24 protein-coding genes are annotated in these 25,080 nt (G+C 39.6%); 22 read left to right on the top strand and 2 right to left on the bottom strand.

Features of this window, described 5'->3' with window-relative positions:
* Positions 1–25 precede the first annotated feature (25 nt).
* The 22 genes from AC0L6N_RS13625 to AC0L6N_RS13520 all read left to right on the top strand — a co-directional run bounded on the left by AC0L6N_RS13625 (position 26) and on the right by AC0L6N_RS13520 (position 23,008).
* Complete coding sequence (locus AC0L6N_RS13625) at positions 26–289, top strand: hypothetical protein (protein WP_473475225.1); 264 nt, start codon at positions 26–28, stop codon at positions 287–289.
* 131 nt (positions 290–420) lie between these two features.
* Entirely contained in the window at positions 421–1,419 is a 999-nt protein-coding gene (gene pseB / locus AC0L6N_RS13620) for a UDP-N-acetylglucosamine 4,6-dehydratase (inverting) (RefSeq protein ID WP_473475223.1), read from the top strand.
* Positions 1,420–1,427: 8 nt separating this feature from the next.
* On the top strand, positions 1,428–2,564 hold the full coding sequence (gene pseC, locus AC0L6N_RS13615) for a UDP-4-amino-4,6-dideoxy-N-acetyl-beta-L-altrosamine transaminase (RefSeq protein WP_473481334.1): 1,137 nt from the start codon (positions 1,428–1,430) through the stop codon (positions 2,562–2,564).
* A 10-nt stretch (positions 2,565–2,574) separates the two neighbouring features.
* Positions 2,575–3,276 (top strand): pseudaminic acid cytidylyltransferase, encoded by a 702-nt coding sequence (gene pseF / locus AC0L6N_RS13610; RefSeq protein ID WP_473475221.1) that lies wholly within the window; start codon positions 2,575–2,577, stop codon positions 3,274–3,276.
* 1 nt (position 3,277) lies between these two features.
* Complete coding sequence (locus AC0L6N_RS13605; RefSeq protein WP_473475219.1) at positions 3,278–4,354, top strand: glycosyltransferase family 9 protein; 1,077 nt, start codon at positions 3,278–3,280, stop codon at positions 4,352–4,354.
* Positions 4,355–4,392: 38 nt separating this feature from the next.
* Positions 4,393–5,460 carry a pseudaminic acid synthase gene (pseI, locus tag AC0L6N_RS13600; RefSeq protein ID WP_473475217.1) on the top strand — a complete coding sequence of 356 codons (1,068 nt, stop codon included), beginning with the start codon at positions 4,393–4,395 and terminating at the stop codon, positions 5,458–5,460.
* Entirely contained in the window at positions 5,450–6,571 is a 1,122-nt protein-coding gene (gene pseG / locus AC0L6N_RS13595) for a UDP-2,4-diacetamido-2,4,6-trideoxy-beta-L-altropyranose hydrolase (protein ID WP_473475215.1), read from the top strand. Before pseI ends, pseG begins: the two co-directional genes overlap by 11 nt.
* Positions 6,568–7,179 carry a UDP-4-amino-4,6-dideoxy-N-acetyl-beta-L-altrosamine N-acetyltransferase gene (pseH, locus tag AC0L6N_RS13590; RefSeq protein WP_473475213.1) on the top strand — a complete coding sequence of 204 codons (612 nt, stop codon included), beginning with the start codon at positions 6,568–6,570 and terminating at the stop codon, positions 7,177–7,179. Before pseG ends, pseH begins: the two co-directional genes overlap by 4 nt.
* Positions 7,176–7,436, top strand: coding sequence for an acyl carrier protein (locus AC0L6N_RS13585; RefSeq protein WP_473475211.1), 261 nt, complete (start codon positions 7,176–7,178; stop codon positions 7,434–7,436). The genes pseH and AC0L6N_RS13585 overlap by 4 nt, the downstream gene beginning before the upstream one ends.
* Positions 7,436–8,782, top strand: coding sequence for an AMP-binding protein (locus tag AC0L6N_RS13580; protein ID WP_473475209.1), 1,347 nt, complete (start codon positions 7,436–7,438; stop codon positions 8,780–8,782). Before AC0L6N_RS13585 ends, AC0L6N_RS13580 begins: the two co-directional genes overlap by 1 nt.
* Positions 8,775–9,500: an SDR family NAD(P)-dependent oxidoreductase gene (locus AC0L6N_RS13575; protein WP_473475207.1), complete on the top strand. Its 726-nt coding sequence runs from the start codon at positions 8,775–8,777 to the stop codon at positions 9,498–9,500. The genes AC0L6N_RS13580 and AC0L6N_RS13575 overlap by 8 nt, the downstream gene beginning before the upstream one ends.
* An 85-nt stretch (positions 9,501–9,585) precedes the next feature.
* Positions 9,586–10,539 (top strand): glycosyltransferase family 2 protein, encoded by a 954-nt coding sequence (locus AC0L6N_RS13570; RefSeq protein ID WP_473475205.1) that lies wholly within the window; start codon positions 9,586–9,588, stop codon positions 10,537–10,539.
* Positions 10,540–11,715 (top strand): UDP-galactopyranose mutase, encoded by a 1,176-nt coding sequence (glf, locus tag AC0L6N_RS13565; RefSeq protein ID WP_473475203.1) that lies wholly within the window; start codon positions 10,540–10,542, stop codon positions 11,713–11,715. It begins immediately after the preceding gene.
* A gap of 1 nt (position 11,716) precedes the next feature.
* Positions 11,717–13,018 carry a capsular polysaccharide export protein, LipB/KpsS family gene (locus tag AC0L6N_RS13560; protein WP_473475202.1) on the top strand — a complete coding sequence of 434 codons (1,302 nt, stop codon included), beginning with the start codon at positions 11,717–11,719 and terminating at the stop codon, positions 13,016–13,018.
* Positions 13,015–14,127: a class I SAM-dependent methyltransferase gene (locus AC0L6N_RS13555; RefSeq protein ID WP_473475200.1), complete on the top strand. Its 1,113-nt coding sequence runs from the start codon at positions 13,015–13,017 to the stop codon at positions 14,125–14,127. The genes AC0L6N_RS13560 and AC0L6N_RS13555 overlap by 4 nt, the downstream gene beginning before the upstream one ends.
* Entirely contained in the window at positions 14,128–14,685 is a 558-nt protein-coding gene (locus tag AC0L6N_RS13550; RefSeq protein ID WP_473475198.1) for a class I SAM-dependent methyltransferase, read from the top strand.
* On the top strand, positions 14,686–16,074 hold the full coding sequence (locus AC0L6N_RS13545) for a glycosyltransferase family 2 protein (RefSeq protein WP_473475196.1): 1,389 nt from the start codon (positions 14,686–14,688) through the stop codon (positions 16,072–16,074).
* Entirely contained in the window at positions 16,067–16,897 is an 831-nt protein-coding gene (locus AC0L6N_RS13540; RefSeq protein ID WP_160181683.1) for a class I SAM-dependent methyltransferase, read from the top strand. Before AC0L6N_RS13545 ends, AC0L6N_RS13540 begins: the two co-directional genes overlap by 8 nt.
* 129 nt (positions 16,898–17,026) lie before the next feature.
* Positions 17,027–18,187, top strand: a complete 1,161-nt coding sequence (gene rffA, locus AC0L6N_RS13535) for a dTDP-4-amino-4,6-dideoxygalactose transaminase (protein WP_160181684.1) — start codon at positions 17,027–17,029, stop codon at positions 18,185–18,187.
* Between the two features lie 70 nt (positions 18,188–18,257).
* Complete coding sequence (locus tag AC0L6N_RS13530) at positions 18,258–19,394, top strand: Gfo/Idh/MocA family protein (protein ID WP_160181685.1); 1,137 nt, start codon at positions 18,258–18,260, stop codon at positions 19,392–19,394.
* A 49-nt stretch (positions 19,395–19,443) separates the two neighbouring features.
* On the top strand, positions 19,444–21,804 hold the full coding sequence (locus AC0L6N_RS13525; RefSeq protein ID WP_473475194.1) for a glycosyltransferase: 2,361 nt from the start codon (positions 19,444–19,446) through the stop codon (positions 21,802–21,804).
* A 25-nt stretch (positions 21,805–21,829) separates the two neighbouring features.
* The gene (locus tag AC0L6N_RS13520; RefSeq protein ID WP_473475192.1) at positions 21,830–23,008 is read left to right on the top strand and encodes an ATP-grasp domain-containing protein; all 1,179 of its coding nucleotides are present in this window, start codon (positions 21,830–21,832) and stop codon (positions 23,006–23,008) included.
* 48 nt (positions 23,009–23,056) lie between these two features.
* On the opposite strand, the gene AC0L6N_RS13515 is transcribed toward AC0L6N_RS13520, so the two are convergent.
* On the bottom strand, positions 23,057–24,079 hold the full coding sequence (locus tag AC0L6N_RS13515) for a TDP-N-acetylfucosamine:lipid II N-acetylfucosaminyltransferase family protein (RefSeq protein ID WP_473475190.1): 1,023 nt from the start codon (positions 24,077–24,079) through the stop codon (positions 23,057–23,059).
* Between the two features lie 49 nt (positions 24,080–24,128).
* Positions 24,129–25,037 carry a class I SAM-dependent methyltransferase gene (locus tag AC0L6N_RS13510; protein ID WP_473475188.1) on the bottom strand — a complete coding sequence of 303 codons (909 nt, stop codon included), beginning with the start codon at positions 25,035–25,037 and terminating at the stop codon, positions 24,129–24,131.
* Positions 25,038–25,080 lie beyond the last annotated feature (43 nt).

The raw sequence follows: 25,080 nt of genomic DNA, 5'->3' as shown, positions 1-25,080 counted from the left end.
TCACCCTTTCACACCCAGTGAATTGGTGAGTATTAATCAGAAACTTTCGTCTTTATTAGAAGATGAAGCGCTTGATGAAAAATCTTTTCATACGATATCAGTTCAGCGAGACAGATGTATTAAAGAATATTTAGATTCCTTGGGGCCTGCGCAAAAAACAGAATTTTGTGAAGCGGAGATCAAGGTCAATGATGCGCTAGTAGCGCTTGCGCAGCAGCTTTTTGATGCGTCTTTAAAGCAGTTAAGTGGTTTAATTCGTGGACGAAAGGCGGTTAAAAAATACTACTAAGGTTAGCTGAGAGGGTGTTGTGTATGTAAAGGAGTGTTCAATTATCTCTATTTTGCGAATATCCTTAAGATTCATAGTCATATACACTAGAATGAAACCAAAGAAAGCCTAACCCTTGGTGATGAACAATAATGTTTAATAATAAATCAATCCTTATTACTGGCGGTACCGGCTCATTTGGTAAGCGTTTCGTTTCCTTTATTTTAAATAACTACCAACCTCGAAAACTCATTATTTATTCTCGGGATGAATTAAAGCAGTTCGAAATGCAGCAAGTTTTTGATGCACCCTGCATGCGCTACTTTATCGGTGATGTACGTGACAAAGAACGTATGATTTCCGCCATGCGAGATGTTGATCTTGTGGTTCATGCAGCAGCGCTAAAACAGGTGCCAGCTGCTGAGTACAATCCCAATGAATGCATTAAAACGAATATAAACGGCGCACAAAACGTGATTGATGCGGCAATAGCAGCTAACGTAAGTCGTGTCATCGCTTTGTCCACTGACAAAGCAGCCAATCCAGTTAATTTGTATGGGGCAACTAAGTTAGCTTCAGACAAGTTGTTTGTGGCGGCAAATAATATTTCTGGCGCTAAGGGACCACGGTTCTCTGTGGTTCGTTATGGCAATGTTGTAGGATCTCGTGGCTCAGTAGTGCCGTTTTATCGCTCTTTATTGGAGCAAGGTAAATCTAATTTGCCTGTCACCCATGCAGAAATGACTCGCTTTTGGATTACTTTAGATGAGGGCGTTGAGTTCGTGGTAAAGAACTTTCAGCGAATGCAAGGGGGAGAAATTTTTGTTCCTAAAATTCCATCTGTCGCTATTCTGGACTTAGTGGAATCTATGAGCGGCACCCGTGAGCATGAGCTCGTTGGTATTCGCCCTGGTGAAAAGTTGCATGAAGTAATGGTGCCTGAGGAAATGGCGCATCATTCATTGGAGTTCGATGATCACTATGTGATTACACCTGCCATCGTTTTTTTCGAAAAAAATATTGACTATAAGTGCAACAAAATTGGTGAGATAGGTAAACCCGTTGAGGATAAATTTGAGTATCATTCCGGCACTAATCCTCATTTCTTATCTGTGGAAGAGCTACGCACACTAGATAGTACGACGGATTAGCATTGAACATGCTGCCATATGGTCGTCATACTGTTGATCAGGACGATATCGATGCTGTCGTCGATGTACTTCAAAATCAATTTTTAACGCAAGGGTCAACGGTCCCAGCTTTCGAACGTGCCCTTTGTCAATATACTCAGGCAAGCTATGCCTTAGCGGTAAACAGTGGTACATCGGGTTTACATGTGGCTTGTTTAGCGGCGGGCGTTGACTCGTCAGACGTCGTTTGGACGGTGCCCAACTCCTTTGTTGCTTCAGCCAACTGTGCTCGCTACTGCGGGGCCGACGTTGATTTTGTAGACATAGACCCGCTAACACGAAACATCTCTATTGAAGGCCTCAAAAATAAACTGGCTAACTGTAGTAAGTTCCCTAAGGTATTGATCGTGGTGCACTTTGCGGGGGAGTCTTGTGATATGCAAGCGATCTCTGCACTAACAAGCATGCACAATATTACGCTTATTGAAGATGCGGCGCACGCCTTAGGGGCAACCTATCAAGATAAGCCGGTTGGCAGTTGTCAGTTTAGTGATATGACGGTGTTAAGCTTTCACCCTGTTAAATCTATTACCTCGGCTGAAGGCGGAGCAATAACCACTAACGATGAAGAACTGCTAAAGCGACTTACGCTGTTCGCTAAACATGGAATCACTCGGGAGCTATCCACTTTTGAAACTCAAGAGCAAGGTGCTTGGTATTACGAGCAGCAAGCGCTTGGTTACAACTACCGTATGAGTGACATCCATGGTGCGTTGGGTTTATCGCAATTAAAGAAGTTAGATGCGTTTATTCAACACCGACGTGAAAAAGCGGCTGTGTATTTAACAGCACTACGTCCGTTACCTATTAAGTTGCCAAGTGAGGAAACGCTTGCCACCAGTGCATGGCACCTTTTTATGATTGAGCTTACAACGCATGACAGAAAGGCAGTGTTTGACGCGCTTAGAAGTCGGGGGATTGGTGTTAACGTACACTACATTCCCATTCATCTTCAGCCTTATTATCAAAAGCTTGGTTTCCAAAAAGGCGATTTTCCTTTTTCTGAGGCCTTTTATAAACATGCTATTACATTACCGTTGTTTCCTACAATGTCAGCTTCACAGCAGCAGCATGTGATTGATACACTCATTGATGTTTTACAGTGAAGTCTAATAAATGAACCTCGCTATTATTCCTGCCAGAGGAGGAAGCAAACGTATTCCTGGTAAGAACAGTAAAATGTTCTGTGGTAAACCGTTAATCGCTTACTCCATCGAAGCGGCCAAAAATTCTGGATTATTTGACAAGATTATTGTTTCTACAGACAGTCAACACATAGCGGATATTGCGATAAAGTGTGGCGCTGACGTTCCATTTATGAGGCCAGAAAATCTTTCTGGTGATTTCACCGGTACAGTGCCCGTTGTTAAGCACGCAATAAAGTTTGTTCAGGAGCAGGGCGAAGCGCCAAGTCATACTTGCTGCATATACGCTACAGCTCCCTTCCTCCAAGTGACTGCGTTAAAAGATGGGTTTAAAAGGTTAAAAGCGGATGTTTCTAAGCACTTTGCGTTTTCTGTTACCAGTTTTCCATTCCCCATTCAGCGGGCATTAAAAATGCAAAATGGGGGCGTGTATCCTTTTAGTCCACAAGACATCCCCAAGCGCTCACAAGACTTAGAAGAAGCTTATCATGACGCGGGGCAATTCTATTGGGGCAAAAGCGAAGCCTTTTTAAAAGGGACCCCCACATTTAGTGAAACGAGTATTCCAATTGTGTTACCTCGCCATTTAGTGCAAGACATTGATACACTTGAGGATTGGGAGCGCGCTGAGTTAATGTATAAAGCGTACATGCAATCACAAAAAGGGGGATAATATGCAGCAATCCACTTCACTGAATGCTGAGCGAATTCTGCTAATCCGAATGTTGAGTGTTAAAGACACAGCAACAATAGGGGTGGCAGCATTGCGGCATTTTCAAACTAAATTCCCTGACAGTCACATTGATTTTCTGACTTTTAGTGCTGGCGCCGATATTATTCATCTAGTCGACCCGAACGTGGGAACGATAACCTTGCCGGCCCACGCGTGGCCTAATGATTTATTAGTCGCGATTGAAGCTTTTTTGGGCTTAGCCGAAACAATAATTCCCAATGAATACACACAAATAGTCAACTTCGATACTGCTTTCATGCCTTGTTTTTTGGCGCGTTTTCTTCATGATGCAGGTGAGAATGTCGCTGGCAATATGTTAAACATCTCAGTCCAAACATTACTCAACCAATTCCAAGATCAAACGTTGCAACCCGATTTTGTTCAATCGACTGAGCGCTATATGCAAAGTACTTTTCACGGCATGACACGTTTGCATAGTCAATGGTGGAACACTCAACAGTTTGATGCGGGGTACACTGAGTTTTACTTGCGTGAATGTTGCGGTTTCACGGACATTGATATTGATGTGAGTTTGCCGATTGAGCGCATACACCGCAACATTTCACTTACTTCTGAGAATGTTTATTCTGAGTCAAGGTCTGAACAAACGACAGCGAAAAAAATCGCGTTGTGTCTAGCTGATGCTCATGATGGATATGCTTATCCATATATTTTTGAACTGAAAGAGGTGCTTGAACGCAAAGGGTTCCAGGTTTGGACTAATGGAGGTAAAAAAAGACCTTTAATAGAAACATTGAATAATGTGGCTGATGCAGATTTGGTTGTCACCAAGCCGGGAGAATCACAATGGTATGGCAAGGCAGTGGGTTGCTTAACACTGTTAATCAGCGCCAGCGAATCTCCTTTGATCAGTATGCCCGATTACGCCACCGACCAAACTGCTCGTTGCCCGGTACATTGCCCTTTTACCCAAAGTGAGCAATCTAAGTGCTGTTGTGATACACCTGAAGAGTTGGCCGATGGCATCGAATCAATTTTTGCTGAACAAAGTCGATAACCTAAAAGTTAAAACGTATACATGCTAAGAACGTATCTATGTCGATAAATAAACAATCCACGATTTTCATTGGTGACAGGCCTATTGGACCTCAGCATCCGCCTTTTATTATTGCCGAGCTGAGCGGTAACCATAATCAACAATTGTCGTTAGCTCTGAATATGGTTGAAGCCGCTGCTAAGGCAGGCGCCCACGCTATCAAATTGCAAACATTTACAGCCGATAGCATGACGCTGGATGTCAATACTGCCGATTTTGTTATCCAAGAAAAAGACAGTTTATGGCATGGTGCTTCTTTACACGGTTTATATGCAAAAGCTGCCACGCCGTACGAGTGGCACAGTGTGCTGTTTAATAGAGCTAAAGAGCTCGGTATGCTGGCTTTCAGTTCTCCCTTTGATGCTAACGCCGTCGATTTTCTTAGTGACCTAGCAGTGCCGTGTTACAAAATTGCCTCTTTTGAGCTAACAGATATTCCGCTTATTAGCAAAACGGCCTCTATGGGGAAGCCGATTATTATGTCAACTGGCATGGCATCATTAAGTGAAATTGAGGCTGCGGTAGTTGCAGCTAAAGCTGCGGGCTGCGACGATATCATACTGCTTAAATGCACCAGTACTTATCCAGCACAGGCGTCAAATACAAACTTGCACACTATTCCTCATCTGCGTGATGCGTTTAGTTGTCAGGTCGGGCTATCCGATCATACCGCTGGCGTTGGCGTGTCAGTTGCCTCGATTGCGTTAGGCGCAGCTGTTATTGAAAAACACTTCGTACTTGATAGGGGAGCAGGGGGGGTTGATGCCGCTTTTTCATTAGAGCCAAGTGAATTTAAAATGCTGGTGGATGAAACACAGCGGGCTTGGCAAGCGCTCGGCGAGGTAAAATACGGGGGCAGTGATGTTGAACAAAAGTCCAAACAGTATCGCCGCTCAATTTATGCTAGTGAAAATATTAAAGCAGGCGAGGCATTTACTGAGACGAATCTGCGCGTAGTCCGTCCAGCTTTTGGTTTAGCGCCCAAACACTGGGAAGACTTGCAAGGTAAGCAGGCGACACAAGACATAATGAAAGGCACAGCACTTAACTGGTCCCATGTTAGATAATACACGCAAACCGCAATGTATTATATTTCGAGTAGACGCGGGAGCGGATATCGGTTTAGGGCACGTGATGCGTTGCCTTGCATTAGCGCAAGGTTTACATAGTCGCAATGTAAAAGTGATCTTTGCTGTTAGTCAGAGTAGTTTGCGGCATTGCCAATCCCGCAGTGATTGGGTGGGGGAGTTGCACGTTATTACTGCTAGCTCACGTTATGATGAACATCACGAATTACAGCAACTGTGCATTAAAGAGCAAGCTGACTGGCTAATCCTAGACGGATACCAATTTGATTCCGATTATCGAAAATTACTGGGTTTAAATACCTGTAAACTGGCCATGTTTGACGATGGCCAGTTATTGGACGCGGGTATTAAAGATGAGCATTTATCTATGCTCATCAATTGGGCGAGTGGGGCAGATAAACTAAACTATAGCGACCTTGCACCAAATGCATTGTGCTGTGCGGGTGATAGCTATCGTGTTCTTAGGCAAGAATTTGGTCGGGTGCAAACACTCCCCTTAAATAAGCGTAACCGCTTGATCTTGATGTTCGGCGGTAGTGATTCAAGTCAGCTAACTCTGCCCTTGCTGAAACTTTTTTCTGAATCTTCTATTCGACTTCCGATCACTATCATTACAGGAAGTGGTTATCAGCATACTGATGAGCTAGAAAAGTTTATAAAACATAGCCACCTATCGATAGAACACTTTCACGACTGCCAGCAAGTAGCAGAAGTATTTCAACAGGGGCGTTTAGCTATTTCGGCTGCCGGCGCTAGTCAGTTTGAACTGTTACATTGTGCGACGCCTTCAATTTTAGTGGTCACGGCTAAGAATCAATTGTTCGCTAGTGAGCAGGCGAGAGGGCAGGGCTGGTGCTTCGTGAGTATTGAAAATGCTCTGCAAGATCAGCCAACATTTGAAATGAACGCCAAAGCATTATTGCTTGAGCAAATAGTACAAAAATCGATGGCACTGTGGCATCAACCAGAATTATTAAACCAAATGCATAGCAATGCATTATCTGCTCGTCAGCAAGCGGGATTTAATCGTATTTTTACTGCACTTTATTCAGGGCTGCCTAATGAACCACATGAGATTAACTTGCTATGAATGACGTTACCAGTGAGCATTGTTTTGTACCGATTAACGCATCCCATTTATCAGCTGTTTGGCATTGGCGCAATAGTGAAAGAGTGCGGGAAAATATGCATTGCGATAAACTTATTGCGTGGGATGAACATCAGCATTGGTTTGAAGCTTTAATGCAAGATATCAACCGTGAATGCTGGATTTACTGCCAACACTCTCGCCCTATTGGTGTGTTGAACGTTAGTGATACTCAACATTCCGTGATGCAGTGGGGGTGTTATCTGGGTGAGGTAAATTGCGCACCAGGTAGTGGATTAATACTTGAGTGGGCGGCACTTGAGTATGCTCAACAAAAGACAAACTGCACTGGTCTTGAGGCGCAAGTATTATCCTTTAATACTGCGGCTTTAAAACTACATAAGCTATTTGATTACGAACGAGTAAAAATTGAAAGTGGCGAGATGCGCCGAAGCAACGGTCAGTCAGGTATTAGCCATTACGACATCCATTCTTTCTATTATGCGATGCAAAAATGGCGGCAACACCGAGACGCTGTATTAGTTAAACTGCCCAAACCCATTCAAAGAGCGTGTCAGCAAGTGTTATTTTTAAACGAGGAACAAAGGTGAATATTGAACAAACTGTGAAACATGCGATGCAAGAAGTCGCTGAGCTAAGTGATTGCCAACTGATTGAGCCTATTACCTCAGATACCTTGTTGTTGCAGTCAGGACTCGATTCATTAGGCTACGCAATGTTAGTTGCTCAATTAGAAGAAGAGTTAGGTATCGATCCTTTCACAGAGTTAGCTATAAAAGTGTACCCTGCGACTTTCGCCGAGTTTGTTGCGATTTACGCCCAGGGGTTAGAGCAAACACGTGACTAATGAGTAGCTTAGCGTCGCTTTTACTAACAAAGGCTGTCACTCCTGTGATTGCGAATGCAAGCCAGTCGTTTTCATTAGAGCCGCTATTGACGCTAGCCAAGCTCTGGCGAGCTGAATATCAGTACCTAGAAAATAAACCTCTGGCGCTCATTTATACCGACAGCGCTTCTTTTTGTGTGGGGTTACTCGCATTTGATGGCTTGTGTAGTGATCTCTATTTATGCTCAACCGAGCTAGCTGAAAGTATTGAGAATAGCTGCTTGCGGCTCTCGGTAGATATTAACTCGCCGCCCAAGCAACTTTTCAGTCAGAACAAGAGCGCGGTAGAAGATCCTCACACTTTAGGCAAGTTGAAAGCACAATCTGATACACGAGAAGTGGTTACTCGCTGGTGGTTAGCCTCATCGGGTACATCTGGCCAACCTAAATGGTTTGCGCATACACTCGCTTCCTTAACCCTTAATACCAAATTTTCGAACACGCTCTCAGAATTGAAATGGGCAAATTGTTATCAAGCCTATCGATACGCCGGGTTACAAGTACTATTACAGGTGCTCATCAGCGGGGCAACACTGGTGGACGACGCCACGAACGACCTAATAGCAAGTCTGCAGCAATATGCAAACGCCAAGGTCAATGCTATATCCGCCACTCCAAGTATGTGGCGTCAAATGCTGATGACAAACCAGTTACAGCACGTGCCACTAAAGCGCATCACATTGGGAGGGGAGGTTGCGGACCAACATTTGCTCGATAAGCTCTCTGAACTTTATCCCCTCGCTAGTATTCGACACATATACGCCTCTACAGAAGCAGGAGTCGGGTTTGTAGTGAAAGATAAACTAGCCGGATTTCCTGTTAGTTGGTTACAGCAAGGGATGAGCAACGCGCAATTAGCAATCGATGAAAAACAACATTTACGCATAAAACCCAAGCATGAACTCGATGCGCAACTTGATACACTTATCGATGACGAGGGGTATCTAGATACGCAGGACATCGTGCAAGCAGACGGCGATAGAGTAATTTTTCTCGGACGGGCGTCGGGCGTTATTAATGTTGGCGGAAATAAAGTACCACCAGAAAAAGTCGAGTCAGTCATTTTATCGGTTGAAGGAGTGGCTCAGGCAAAAGTATATGGGCAGCCCAATAGCGTTTTAGGTAACCTTGTCGTGGCTGATATTGTTCTTGAGCCCAATCAAGACTGGGGGAATATCAGCCAAACTGTTCGCTCTCAGTGCAAATTACTTCTGCAACGCTTTGAAATTCCTGTAAAATTGCGCAAAATTGACAGGTTAGTAATGAGCCCTACAGGGAAGCTAAACAGGAGCGATGATCATGTCTGAGTACGTGATAGTAACGGGCGCGAGTAGAGGCTTAGGCCTAGCCATTTGCCGAGATCTTCTCGACTCTAGAGTGTCAGTGGTTGCACTTGCGCGTACCTACAGCCCTGAACTGCATAGTTTGAGCGACGCGTATCCTGATTGTTGTCATTTTATTGAAGCAGATTTAGCTGATTTAGATGCTTTGCCGGCGCTATGTAAGTCAATAGTCAAGCGCTTCGGGCGTCCTTACGGATTGGTGAATAATGCTGCTGTGGGGCATGACGGCGTACTGGCGACTATGCCAAACGGTGAAATAGATAATTTAATGCGCCTAAATGTGCAATCCCCCATGTTGTTGAGTAAGTACTTGCTACGCTCAATGCTACTTAATAGAAGGGGGCGAATTATTAATATCTCTTCAATTATCGCAAAAACAGGGTTTAATGGCCTAAGTGTATATGCCGCAAGTAAAGCTGCACTAGAAGGCTTTAGTAAATCGCTCGCCAGAGAAGTAGGTAAAGCTGGTATCACCGTAAATTGTGTGGCGCCAGGTTATATGCAAACTGATATGACAGGCGATTTACAAGGTGAAAAGCTAGCGTCAATTAAACGCAGAAGCCCCTTAGGTAGATTAGCCAGTGTTGAGGATGCCGCTGCCATGGTTAGCTTTTTATTAAGTGACAAAGGCTCAGCTATTACTGGGGCTGTAATGACGGTTGATGCGGGTAGTACGGCTTAGTTAAGTTTCGCTTAAAAAGGCCGATAAGATAAGTATAAAAATTAAAAGCTAATTCAGTGAATAGTCGTTTGAGGTATAACCTGTTATGAAACTTTCAGTTCTTGTTCCTGCATATAATTTACAAAATTTTATTGCTGAATGTTTACTTTCAGTACTTGAACAAGAGACTGATTTTGACTTTGAAGTCATTGTTTGTGATGACGCATCAACAGATAATACTCAAGCGGTTATAGCAACCCTTGAGACTTTGTTTCCAAACAAGTTAAACGCCATATACAAGACTCAAAACCAAGGCTTAGCGGCTAACATGGGCACCTTGCTTGCAGCGGCTAAAGGCGAATATATAGCCTATCTTGATGGGGACGATATTGCGTTGCCTTCAAAGTTACAGCGTCAAGTAGATTATTTAGATACACACGAAGATTGCCACATGGTCTATCACGAATCCGACATGTTTGATTCGGTCACGGACAAAACTATTAAGCTATATTCGGAAGATTTTTATAACTGGTCATATATCCCAGCGCGTTCCACAATTGAACATATGATTAAATATGGCACCTACATGCAAGCCAGTAGTGTAATGTTTAGAAATCATCAAAATCTGCAAATGACGATTTCAGCTAAATGCAAGATCATTTTTGATTATGCCTTTTATATTAATAATGCAGGTTATTTATCTGCAAATGTTGATTTTATTCCACAAGTGTTAGGCCGCTATCGTATTCATGAAAATAGTTTTGGGCAACAAACTAGCCGCTCTTATGCCAGACGCGAACAGTCATTGATGGATATTGAATTGGCCTGCCAACAAGCTGTACAGTTTGGTGTTAATCAAACAATCATCGATGCAGGTATCGCTCATCATAGGTTTGCTGCCGCCTTATATTTTCTGATCAGAGGTGCGAATGACCTTTTTATCAAGTACATCGAATTAGCTTCTAAAAAAGATTACTTTTTTAGTGAAAAACATCGTGCGGTGTTTGAAAGCAGACACGACGCTGAGCAACTAAACAAACTGTTAAGTGAAGCTGCTTAAATGTCTAGTTTTGATGTTATAGTCGTTGGTGCTGGTTTTTCTGGGGCCGTCATGGCTGAACGTTTTGCCAGTCAGCAAAATAAAAAGGTTTTAGTGTTAGAACAACGGTCTCATATTGCAGGTAATTGTTATGACTACACCGACGATTCGGGTATTACGGTGCATCAGTATGGGCCTCATTTGTTTCACACCGATAAAGAGCATGTGTGGCAATATCTGAGTCAGTTTACCCAGTGGACGCGCTACGAACATAAAGTACTGGGGTCTATTGATGGTAAATTGGTGCCCATCCCTTTTAATCTGAATACTTTGTATCAACTCTACCCTGATGAGCAAGCTCAGGGAATCGAAGCTTTATTAGTGCAGCAATATGGGGCAGGGGGCAAAGTGCCCATTCTGGAACTGAGAAAAAGTCAATTCGCTACACTGCAACAATTAGCGGAGTTGGTTTACGAAAAGTTTTTTGTAAATTATACGACTAAGCAATGGGGTTGTTCACCTGAAGACATTTCACCTGAGGTTACCGCTAGAGTGCCCATAATCGTCTCTAGAGATGACCGGTATTTTCATGATAAATATCAAGCAATTCCAAGCCAAGGTTATACTCAGCTTATCGCCAATTTATTAAACCACGACAATATAGAGGTACAACTCAGTAGCGACGCAAGTAGTCTAATTCGCTTAAATGACGCAACTAAGTCAGTGGAATTTAAGGGGCGAGCGTTTGACGGTAAATTGGTTTTTACTGGTATGCTTGACCAATTATTTGATTATTCAGACGGGGAGTTACCTTATCGGTCACTGCAATTTGATTTTCAAACCCTTAATATTAGAGAGTTTCAACCAAATACAACGGTTAATTACCCCAACGAACATGCGTATACTCGCATAACCGAATTCAAGCATATCCTAAAACAACAATCAGTCCAAACCGTCATTGTAAAAGAATACCCACAAGACTATGACCGCCACAATCCAAATAAAAACGTCCCGTATTACCCGATTTTTAATCAAGCTAACCAAGAGCGATTCGAGCAATACAAACAAAGGTTGCAAGCGTTTGAGAACGTGATCACGGCTGGTAGGTTAGCTGATTATAAGTATTACAATATGGATGATGCGGTAGGTAATGCGCTGAGTATTTTTAATCGGTTCACTGGGCAAGGATCTGCTTAAGATGTTGGCTAGTGAAGCAATTGCTGCAAACCAAAAGCGTATAATACGAAAAATTTCCGAGCTGGATAAGCAGGAATATTGTCTGGTTGGTGATGGTGCTTACGCTAAAGGTTTGTTGGCACAACTTTCCAAATTAAACCTCAGCCTCCCAACTATCTGGTGGGTAAGCAATATTCAAGCAGATTACCCGCATATAGAGCAACAAATTGAAGACGAACAAAGTCGTTTAGAGCTGTCGATAATTGTGCTGGGTACTGGGCACTTTCAACTTGAGATGATTCACAGGTTAGCCACTAAAACAGAGGTAAGTGCAGAGTTTTGGGATATGATGTTGTGCGCCCCTGCACATTCAACACAAGCCGAATTAGGCATTAGCGATAACACACTTCTCTATATCGATTTGTATGCCAGCATCAACCGCCCTGCCTATTTACAATGTTTTTTTGCCGCGCTAGAAGGCGCCGGCACGCGAGTTGATGTTCACCATCCGTTGCAACGTTTTAACGATGATTATCTTCAATCTGCTAAAAGTGTCATTGTTTGGAATGGCTCTACATCAGCATTTTTACCCATTATTGAAAAATTAAAGGCGTTAAAAGTAGAAGTAACCTTTGCTGAATGTGGTTTTTTTCCGCAGCAACAATACTTTTATTTTGACCGCCTTGGGGTCAATAACAATAGTCAGCTCTACTTTGATGATCTTAGCTGGGTGAATGAGCAAATGTTGCAAGACTTAAAGCTGTTACGTCAGCAGTTTTTATTGGCCTCGCAAGATGTTAAGCATAGCCAAGAGCGCTATATTTTTATCCCACTCCAAGTGCCTAGTGATTCTAATGTGCTTAACCACTCAAAATTCACCAAGGGTATGCAGCAGTTTATTGATTTTATTGAAGCCCAATATCCTAAGCAAAACCTAGTATTTAAACCTCATCCTAAAGATAGATTGAGTCACACTTACCTATATTCACATGGAAGGGTAAGCAGCGAAGATACAATACAACTTTGTGCTCATGCAGATAGAGTCCATGGCATCAACTCTTCGGTTTTGTATGAGGCGGCCTTGCTGGGTAAAAAAGTAGTCGTTGAAGGTGACTGTTTACTTAAAAAACATATTAGCCAAGTTGATCGGCTGTTGGCGGCTATGTGCTACCGCCAATTCACAGTGACTGATACTTATTTTGATTTAGGTAAATTACAAACCTTCAGTTTTATCTCGCCTTCACTTTTGAGCAAAAATAATAAAAAGCAAGGTTCGGTCAGTGAGCAAAATGACCACGTGCGACAGCAGGAGAAAGTAGTGTGAACAAATGCCAGCTAGTGCGCAAAGACCAGCAATATTGGCTGAAGCAAGCAAATAGCCAAACACCACTAACGAATGTGTGGGAAAGGTTCAGTGAAAAAAATCGCATCGAGCTCTTAACTGCCAGTAATATTTTACCGTATTTAACCAGTATGGAAGCGGATTTAGCGATGCTGACCTGGTTTGACAGCTTAGTTATAAATGGTGAAATAAAGCTCAGTGTGCCAAATACCGATTATTTTATACAGTTATGGCAAAGCGCTACTTGGGATAATCAAGATTTACTCAATGCCGACTCCAACGCGCGTAAAGCGTTTGCAGGGATATGGGGTAGGCAACACAACGGTAACCCTAGAAATGACAACTATGAATCTAATCAACAAGATATCTTTAAGTCTGGTTATAACCAAGCGAGGTTAAAGTTGTTACTGGAGCGTGCAGGGTTTTGTGAAATACAGATACATGTTGAAGGGGCTCAAATCAACGCCAGTGCCACTAAAACCATGCACCGTGGTGAAAGACAAATATCAACTCACTTCGATCAAATTCGCCCAGACCATTTAAATAGGTACGAGTTTGCTTGTGAGCAATTAGTCACGCTACCCAGTAATGCTCAAGTTTTAGATTTGGCCTGTGGTATAGGCTACGGCACCTTAATGTTGGCTAAACACACGGGCGCTAAATTAACAGGCGTAGACATTGAACAAGCGGCTATAGCGCATGCTAAACAGCATTTTAGCAATGAAAATACGACTTTTTGTTGCCAAGATGCCAAGTTACTGGATATTGCAGCTAATACTCAAGATGCGGTGGTGTCGTTTGAAACCATAGAACATGTGGATTTTGATCAACAGTTATTAGATGTATTTTTTAAGGTGCTCAAACCCGGTGGACAACTTATCTGCTCCACGCCAAATCAAGATGTCATGCCCTTTGACCCGGTGAAATTTGAATTCCATTTAAAGCATTATACCAATAAAGAGTTGGTTGACTTATTGCTCACATCTGGATTTAGAGATGTACAACTCTACGCACAACACGATCCTGTCTCTGGTAGGGTGGTAGCTGGATCCGATGGGTGTTTTACTTTAGCCAAGGCGGTCAAACCTTAAATGAAAAAATTAAATCAAGAAAAACCAATAAATTTATATGTAGGTTGTGGGCCTGATGCTCGTGAAGGATTTATTCATTGTGATTTGAGGGAGTTACCCCACGTTGATTGTGTATGCAAAGCCTGGGAGGTTTCAAGACACTTTAGCGGTGTATCTCATATTTACTCTCGGCACATGCTTGAGCATTTAACTAACGCAGAAGCAATGTTAACCCTTGAAGATTGGTATAAAGCACTAGCATTGAATGCAACGGTTAGAATTATAGTGCCAAATATGGACTTTCATTGCCAACAATGGCTTCAAGCCGAATGGAATGAGGATACTTTTACTAAAGAGCGTTCTGATGCGTTATACAGCTCAGCTGGCTTTTGGGGGTGGCAAGCAGAGTGCGATCCTCTTGAGGCCAATTATAATAACAGTTACTGGGATGTCCATAAATCTGGTTACAATGTGCGAAAGATGAAATTTTTAATGGAAAAAATAGGATTTTCAGAAGTACATTGTGAAATAAAGGGTGACGTCCATTTAGTGACAACCGCGAAAAAGACTGCTCAATAGATGTCCTTCAAAGTTTCGGTTATTGTTCCAGTTTTCAACTCTGAACTATATCTAAATAGATGTTTCGAATCGCTTCGAGAACAAACTTTAACAGATATTGAAATCATATTTGTAGATGACGGTTCTACGGACAAAAGTGCAGACATTTTAAAAGGGTTAGTAAAAGCTGATAAACGTGTGAAACTTATAACCCAAAGTAATAAAGGTACAGGTACAGCAAGAAACGCAGGAATACGTTCGGCTAAAGGGGAATATATTACTTTCATGGATAGTGATGACACCGCTCATAAAGAAATGCTTAATTCTCTTTTCAATAAAGCCACATTTGAAAACGATATTGTAGTTTGTGGCCACCAAGAAATAAAATTAAATCAGACGATTAAGAAACACTCTTTTGAAACTAATTATAACGCCAAGGACTACTTTTCGGATATTGTTTCTTTAGATAAACCCTCCGCAGTTTGGGCAAAGATTTATCATCGTGATTTATTTCTTAATCCTAAGTGTATGTTTTCGGAAAGGACTCGAAATAATGAAGATAATGCTACCTTATTGAAGCTGCTTTACTTTTCAAAGTCGGTCACTTTCATTGCAGACGCCTTTTATAATTGGTTTCGTACCGAGGGGTCAAAAAGCCAAAGTATTAATATTTTGAGAATTACTGAAAGTATCAATGTCATGGGCTGGAGAAAAAATTTTTTGACCGAAAATGGAGCGGCTAAGGATTATGAGAAAGCATTTTTAAAAAGCGTATTGCGTACCATTACGGTTAGATTAAATAATATTTATAAGTTTACTACTGGAAATGAAAGTAACAGACTCTTATGTCACTTGTATCGAACTCTTTACCAATCGAAGCTGCTCAATGAGAATACTCTTAAAGACATTAAACAGAACTTCCCTTCAGAGTATTGGAATCTACTTTATCGTGCTTCAGAGCACTCAAAAATGATTGATGTCAACAGTTTCGTAAAGTTATTTCCAAAATTTGATGTTGATATTGCGAAATATAATAGCGAACTCGGAATAGACGCTAGAATTATTTCACTGGTGAAAAATATAGAGAAAGTCGGGGTGCTAGATTTATATATTTATGGAGTTGGTGAAACTTGGTTAATGCTTGAAAAGTACATTCCAAGCACACATTGTATCAAAGGTTTTATCGATAAAAAATTTGAAAAAAGTGCAACAAAGAAATCAAATGAATTTACCTTAAATGAAGCTTTTTCGGTAATGGAGGATCCCTGTACTATAGTCGTAGCAAGCTTTTCTCAAGTGGAGCAAATTACCGAACAAATTTTAATGGTTGCCAAAGGTTTAAATCGAACACCTAGGATAACTTGTTTTTTTGAAGCCGCCCCGAAATTGCAGGGAAGTGTCAATGGATAGTAAAACCTTTTTGCTAAACAAGCTTGTTGAAGACAGTATCGAATATTTTGGTTATGACAATATTGAAGTGACCAGAGAGCTTGCTAGAATCTGGCACGATGATTCTAAAAATTTAAACGGACGATGGAAAGAAGTTGAAAGTTTTGACGATCATAAAGGAAAAATTCTGGATATGGCCTGTGGAGTAGGGACATTTCTGTTTTATGGGTTGAATCAAGGTTATGACGTTTATGGTATTGAACCTGAAAAGTGGAAATTATCCTATATGGATATGAAAATCAAAGAGCTCAATTATCCGGAATATTATAGTGACAGAGTTATTGAGGGAATTGGTGAAAAAATCCCATTTGAAGATAACTATTTTGACTTTATCACTACCTATCAAACTTTAGAGCATGTACAAGACGTTGAACAAACGTTAAATGAACTAATCAGGGTGTTAAAAGTTGGAGGGAAATTAAAGATACAAGCCCCTGATTATAATAGCTTTTATGAGCCTCATTATGGACTTCCATTCCTACCCAGAATGAATAAAAAATTCGCTAAAATATATTTGAAAATTTTGAATAAGCCAACCAAAGGGTTAGATACACTAAACTGGACAACAAGCTATACCTTAAAAGAATCTTTAAGTAATTTTCCCAATGTTAAAATAGTTGATTTAGAGGAACTATACTTTGAGCGTTACAAAAACAAATGGTCTAAAAGCTCACGGCTGCCTAAATTCCTTTCAGATTTTATGGCGAAGGTCAGTTTTTATAAATCTGTTTTTTTACTACAAAAGGAAAAGCAGATTCGATTAGTAATCAGGAAAGAGGCTTAACTTTTTAGACGAGAAGAACAAGTGTTCCGCGAATTTAAATGGATATATAGCCATTTTAAAGGTTCTTACAATAAGGTCGATAAATAAACCAAGGCGCGGTAATTTAACGTATACATTAGGTGGTAATCAATGATTCCGTTTAATAAACCAGCAAGAACAGGACATGAAGATGCTTTCGTATTCGATGCTATGAATAGCTCTGCAATGTCCGGGAACAACAAATATACCCAACTCTGTGAAAAATGGTTTGAAGAAAAATTAGGCTGTAAAAGAGCTATGTTGGTGACTTCCTGTACACATGCCCTAGAAATGGCCGCAATACTGCTCAATATTCAAAATGGTGATGAAGTCATAGTGCCTTCGTACACCTTTGTTAGTTCCGCTAATGCGTTTGTTTTACGTGGTGCAAAAGTAGTGTTTGCTGAAATAGACCCTCAAACATTAAATATTGACGTTGAGTTATTAGAAAGTCTTATAACGTCAAAAACAAAAGCTATCGTTCCGGTGCATTATGCTGGTGTTAGCTGTGATATGCATAGACTGATGGACGTTGCTAAAAAATATAATATAAAAGTAGTTGAAGACGCTGCTCAGTGTATCGGCAGTAACTACGAAGGGAAGCCCGTTGGTGTGCATGGGCATATTGCAACCTTCAGTTTTCACGAAACCAAGAATATTACGGCAGGTGGTGAAGGTGGAATGCTAGTTATCAATGATCCTGATTTGGTCGACCGAGCTGAAATATTAAGAGAAAAGGGAACCAATAGGCGTCAATTTTCTGAAGGAAAAGTAGATAAATATACTTGGGTAGATGTGGGAAGTAGCTATTTGTTAGGAGAGTTAAGTGCAGCGTATTTGTATTCACAACTGTTGGACTTTCAACAAATCAAAGATGAACGATTGGCATCTTGGAATAAATATTTCGCACTTTTATCTGTAATAGAGTTATCAGGTCACATTCAACTTCCGACAATACCTGTTGATTGCGAGCATAACGGGCATATTTTTCATATTCGAGTGAAAGATGTAAGCTGCCGCGATAGTCTTATTAAATATCTGTACTCTAAAGGTGTCGTGAGTGTTTTTCATTATGTTCCATTGCATAGTTCCCCGATGGGGAGGAACGCCGGTATATGTCATTCCAAAATGCAAAGAACAACAAATGAATCACAACGATTGTTGAGGTTACCTATGTTTTTTGGATTGAAAAATGAAGAGATTGATGTAATAACTCATCATGTTTTTGATTATTTTGAATCTCAAAATAATCGTTTACTAGCGCATTGTTAAAAGTTTAGTGTAGTTGAAAAGATATTATTGTTTATATCTGAATAGCGCTAGAAATCACCGGATATAAAGTATGAGTTTAGAAAAGTTACGGATTGGTTTTATTGGCGGAGGAGAAAACTCTGCGGTAGGAACAACCCATCAAATCGCATCACAAATGGATGGGATGTGGAAGTTACAGGCGGGATGTTTTAGCACTCACCCAGAAGTGAATTTATCAACTGCTGACAGTTGGGGCGTTCCACTTGATCGTGTTTATAATGACTGGCAACAAATGTTGCTTAGTGAGAAGGGTAAACTTGATGCCATTGTTGTTTTAACTCCAACTCCGCTGCATGCCGATATCGTCGAAAAGGCCATTTTGTCGGGTTATGCTGTCATTTGTGAAAAAGCACTAGTAACTTCGTCACAAGAAGCTAAACGACTTAGAAGTGTAGTGGAAGATAGTGAGGGCTTTTTAGCTATTACTTATAATTACACTGGGTACCCAATGGTTAGAGAGTTGAGAAACTTAATTTCCACAGGAAAGCTAGGCACATTAAATCAAATTCAAATTGAAATGCCTCAAGAAGGATTTATGAGGTTGGATAAAGATGGTAATAAACCTCGTCCTCAAAAGTGGCGTACAATTGATCAAAAAATTCCCACAGCTTATTTAGATCTCGGTGTCCATTTACATCAAATGGTTTCATTTTTATCCGCTCAAAAGCCTGTTGAACTTGTTGCAATGAATAATAGCTATGGTTTGGTGCCGGATATAATCGACAACACGATGTGTTTAGCAAAATATACCAACAATTTGGATGTACAAGTTTGGTTCAGTAAATGTGCGATAGGTCACAGTAATGGTTTACGTGTGCGGGTGTACGGTACTTTAGGGGCTGCCGAATGGTTTCAGTTGCAGCCTGAGAGCATTACATTTACTGATAATTATAGCCATAAACAGATTATTGAACGTACATCAGTAGAGCTAAATGTTGCTAGTGAATTACGTTACAACCGATTTAAAGCAGGTCACCCAGCAGGATTTATTGAGGCATTTGCTAACCATTATTTTGATTTGGCTGAAAGCTTGAAAGAGTTTAAGCAAACCGCTAAAAGCACTTCACCATGGGTTTTTGGCGTTGATACAGCTATTGAAGGGTTAACATTTTTAGAGGCGATGGTTCGATCAGCAAAGAATAAAACCTGGGAACGGGTTGAGTCTTAATGAACTTAACGATAGCAGTAAGTCTGTTCAATCAAGTTTTGAGGTGCATATGAGCGCGTCATTTTCGATTATCATTCCGACTTATAATGCTAGTAAATTTATTAGCGATTGTTTAGATAGTATTGTTAGCCAAAACCTTTCTTCTTCAGATATCGAAGTGATTCTAGTCGATGATTTCTCTGCGGATAACACCTGTTCTATTGTTCAGCGTTATTACGATATTATTCCTAATTTAAAACTAGTTGAATTATCGACTAATACTGGCCCTGGAATAGCTAGAAACGAAGGTTTAAAAGTTGCTACTAACCAATGGGTTATATTTTTAGATAGTGACGATGAACTAAAAGATAATGGCATTCGAACTCTCCAGCAGTTTATTAATAATCAAAAATCACCATCATTAGACGTTGTCGGATTTGATTGGACAGAGAGTCAAAAGTCTGAAAAAAACTTAAAAAGTAGTCAACGTATAGGGCGTCGAGATAACGTTTATTTTTCACATCAGCATAAATTAATTGAAGCTTATTTATCCCATCGTATGGACGGATCAGTGATTTTTACAGCGATGAAAAGATCATTGTTAGTTGAGTCAAATATGAAATTTGACTCTGGTCTTCATGAAGATGTAGATTTTATTTTTAATGTTTATTTCAACGCCAGTGATATACGCTATTTTGATCACATTATTTATTTAAAAAGAAACCATCGAAATTCAATTATCAATACTATATCTAAAGCACATGTTGAAGGTTACTTACGTGCCTGGAATACAATACTCAATATTCTTAAAAATGCTAAATTAACGAGTGCGGTTAAAGATCGGTATCTAGCTGCATACCACTACGGCACTATTGGTGTTATCGCGACTAGAATACGAGAAATAGCTCGTCAAAGGAGTAGCGCAACAAATATACATCCGCTTTTTTCAGCCCTTTGGCTATTTAGTCAAGAAAAACGCAAAAGTAAAGAATTTGTAGAAACTCTCAAAAATTGTAAAACATTATATGGAAATTTATGTCGTTTATTTTTTGATAAGATGGATGAGAAAAGTTTGAGTGAAACAGAAAAAGTAGAAACAATTTGTACGCAGATTAGTCAGCTAGATGGTAAAAGTTGGAGTTGTACGGATTTACAGCATTCTGTATTTATGCGCTCCAATGAAGTTCGTACTTGTTGCAAACGTTTTTTCGTAGACGGTGAAATGCGCGGAGACGTGAAATTGTTTGATGTTACTGATGGCTCCGAGAAGTCTCTCGGTAGTAGGGAGATATTGGAAGCTAAACGGGAGTTACATCAAAAAATTAATGCTGGAATAAGTAATCCATGTGAAGGGTGTTCTTTTCTTGAATTTAAAAAGTGGGATACTCTCAATAAGCTAGATATCCATTATTTATCATTAGAGTATCATTCAGTATGTAATTTAAAATGTACCTATTGCAGTGATGAATATTACGGTGGTGAAAAGCAAAAATACGATATTGAAGGCAGTATCGAGAAATTTATAGAAGATGAGGCATTACAAAACTGCGCATTAGTTGTGTGGGGGGGGGGGGAGCCGGTTTTGGGTAAAGGCTTTGAGAAAATTACTGGAATGTTAGCTGAAAAAATTCCTAACGTGCAGCAACGAGTTCTGAGTAACTCGGTAAAACATAGCCCAGCAATAGATATATTACTGATAGAAAATCGTGGGCAACTAATAACAAGTATTGATGCTGGTACGACAGAGACCTTTGAAAATATTAGAGGACGGGATTATTTACACAGAGTATGTAGCAATCTCAAAGACTATTCAGAAGTTAACAACAAAAAAATAACCATTAAATATATTTTCACTGAAAATAATGACTCTGAAAATGAAGTTCGCTCTTTCGTAACTTTAATGAAAAGCTATTCGTTACAGAACTGTGTTTTTCAAATAAGCGGTGATTTTAAAAAAGAGCATGTGAGTATTGAATCAGCTACTTCTATGGTTTTAATGTTTGGATTGCTAAAACAGTTAGGCTGTTCTGCAATATACTTTGACGAGTTGTTATGGCATCGATTAGGAGATATTTTTGCATTAAATAGTCCTGATTATGTCAATAGGCTGCATAATCTAACTGGGTTCGAATTCATAGCTACGGCTAAAAAGTATCCTCGAGTAATCGTTTGGGGGGCAGGGCAACAAGCTAAATACCTCGTTTCCAAAAGCCACTTTTTTGAGCAAGCGGAAATTGCTTATTTTGTTGATGCTACACCGAATAAAATAGGCAGCGTTTATTTTGACAAAGAAGTAAAATGCCCTTCGGTTCTCAAGGAGTCTGACCTTCCTATTGTTATTGCAGCTGTTCAAGGTTATGCACTTATTGTAGAGCAATTTAATAAATTAGGGATTGACCAAAATAGGTTAGTTAATGAGTTAATCATTTAATCGAGAGTGGTAACGTAATCCATATATGAAAAAAAAATTATTGATTGCTGGTGGGGGCTATGCTGATATCCCGTTAGTTTTGGCCGCGCAAAAGCTAGGTTTTTATGTCATCACATCAGGAAACAATCCTCTTGATATGGCCCATGAATATTCTGACGAGACCTGTTTAGCAGATTTCTCAAACAATGAATTGATGCTTCAAGTTGCTATATCATTAAAAATAGATGCTATCTGCCCCTGTGCCAATGATTTTTCAGCAATAAGCTGTGCTTATGTGGCGGAAAGAATGAATTTACCGGGACATGACAGTTATTTATTGGCGCAAAAAATTCATCATAAGGATTCATATCGGGAGTTTGCGCTAAAGCATAGTATTCCTAGTCCTAATGCTATGGGTTTTATCGACCCAATCAAGGCCGTAGATAACCTGAAGCTCTTCCAGTTTCCTGTCATGGTCAAACCTGTAGATCTAACCGGTGGTAAAGGCATTCTGAAGGCTTCGTCTGAATTGGAAGCTAAGGAAGCTATCAAAATAGCTTTTGAAATGTCGAAAACAAAAAGGATTGTCATAGAAGATTTCATAGAAGGGACTAGGCATGGTTTTTCTGCTTTTATCGTAGATGGTAAAGTGGCGTTCAACTTCTTAGATAATGAGCATTACTTTCTTAATCAGTATATGGTTTCGGCGGCATCAACTCCGTCCATTGTTCCCTCAAATGTCATTGCAAAGTTAATTAGTTACTCAGAACAAATCGTACATTTAATGAAGCTCAAAGATGGAATATTTCATGTGCAGTTTATTCTTAAAGATGAGCAACCTATTATCATTGAGATATGTCGAAGACCTCCGGGAGATTTATACTTAAATTTAGTCAAGCTTGCCACTTCAGTAGACTATTCTAGCTACATTATTAAAGCCTTTACTGGGAGCGATTGTAGTGAACTCAATCAACGAAATAACGAGGGTTTTTATAGTCGCCATTGTATTATGGCAGATAAAGCAGGAACGATAGACACTGTCAGTATAGATACCACTGTGAAGAGCAATATAGTGAAACAATACTTATGGTGGCATAAAGGCGATGAAATTACAGAGCCATTAACTCACAAACTAGGAATCGTATTTTTAAAATTCAATTCACTCGATGAAATGTTAACCAAAACAAACGATATGCAAAATCTAATAAAGGTTAAAGTTAAATAACAAAAACATTGTGTTTACTCTTTCTCATAGCCTTGATTAGTCAACTTTTCAACCGTTTGGTAGATTAAATAAATACTGCCATTGGTGTACTAAAGATTGTTTGGAAAAGTGTTTTTTAATATTATTGATGTTCCTCTGTGCATGGTATTCAGTTAAAAATCCTTCGTCTAATTTAGCTATATCAAACAGTTTTATATCACAATCTTTCAGTGTATCCCATGTGGTAACAGACGGGCGAATGAACACTCTACAGCCATAACTTAATAGCGTAACTATAGTTCCCATTGCCTGTTGGCGATCATGATCAAATAAAGCTATGTCCACCTCTTTAAGTAAGTTTTTGTATTCATCAAATGGTAAAAACTCTGTCATTGGTATGAATTGGTCACCAAATAATTCATTGCCATATTTAATTACTTTTTTTATGTGTTCAGGATGGCCTTTATTGGCATAAGATAGAGGCGTGTAAACCTTGCCTATTCTGTGTTTGTATTTCGATATTTGTTCCAATAAAAATAAGTGATTGTTATTTGTTGCACCGGAATTACCTAGTAAGATATTTTTTGAAGTATGATTTTTTTGAGTATATTCAGTTGGTTGATATAAATTGCTAGGATAAGCAAAGTTTATAATAGCGTGTCCTTTTGCTCCATACCAAGTTCTAACAAACTGTATGTCACCAGCGGAATAAGAGACAAGGTGACCAATCGTCTCAATTATCTTTTTGTGTTCATCATTTTTACTATCAGGTTTGTAAAAGTCTGCTCCCCACATTACCCAATACGATTTCTGTAATAGGTCCGGAAAGGTAATTAGTAAATTATTAATTTTATCTCGCCATAGACCGTGAAGAATGATTTTTTCTGCTGCTTGTAAAATTTTTACTAAACATAAAAAGTCATCATCAGTATGAATAAATTTGACATTATGGGAAGGCGTCAGTCCAAATTGATATTTTTCACTGGTGATATAAATAAACTGGTGTTCAGAAACGTGAAAATTCTCTTGGATAAAGTCTATGTAGGGAGGCATAAACTTTTCAGAAATCATAATATGAACATATTTAATCAATTTTTTATCCCAGTTGAGGTGAATTTTAATATATATATATCTGATTTCGCTAATTTATTTTCTCGATAGCAAAACTTTGATTTTCCTTAATATCCATAGTGAGATATTTTAACCGCCATTTATGTGTCACGCAAAACTCATGTACTGCCTCAATAACACCATATTTAAACGATTTTTCCCAATTCCCCATACAATAGTCGTGGCCGGCTATTATCCCTCCAGGCTTTATTTTTTGGGCATATAGCTCTAGTTCTAACTTAGTTTGCAAATATTTATGTGTTGTATCTATATAGATCCAGTCAAAATAATTATCGGGAAAATCATGGACTGCTTCATGGGATAAGCTTCTATTAATAACTACGGATTTTAAGCGTATTTGTTGCTCAAATTTACTCTTTATTTTATCTAAAAGAGTTTGATTGAACCGTGTACTATCCCAGACATCAATCAAATGTAGTGTTTTGGGTTTGTTTTCTTTCAAAATCTGTGAAGAAAAACTTCCAGTGTCAACGCCGAGCTCTGCCGCGATGCCTTCTTGTGGTAGTTTTTGTAATAATTCTAATCGGTTAACAAGTAGTGTACAGTTTTTGATATGTGAATGCTGAAGAGGTATTTGGGGGATATTTTCAATGATATTACTTCTAAACTCTTCTTGAAGAGAAAAAATTTGAGCTGAATTTTTTTGTATTTCTTCAATGTCATTTGAATTTACATAGTTATCAATACCTACTGACTTTAAAGTGTTTGAAATATCAGTAAAAAAATCACTGCAAATAATGATTAGATCGAAATTTAAATTTTCTAAGTCTGAATAGTGATAGATTTTTAAACCTAACAGGATTTTTCCCTGTCGTTTTATATTACTATCTACAAAGCCAAGTACTTCATATTGTAAAGACAGTGCAGTTAATTCAGCGAGTGCTTTATTTGACGTTCCATAAATTAAAATTTTCTTCATTTTTTTTGCCTTTATTTCAACTGACAAGTTTCAGGGTTGTGTA

The sequence above is a fragment of the Paraglaciecola sp. G1-13 genome, assembly GCF_055809255.1.
Note: the sequence above shows the minus strand (reverse complement) of the source record. Positions and strands in the feature narration are given on the sequence as shown.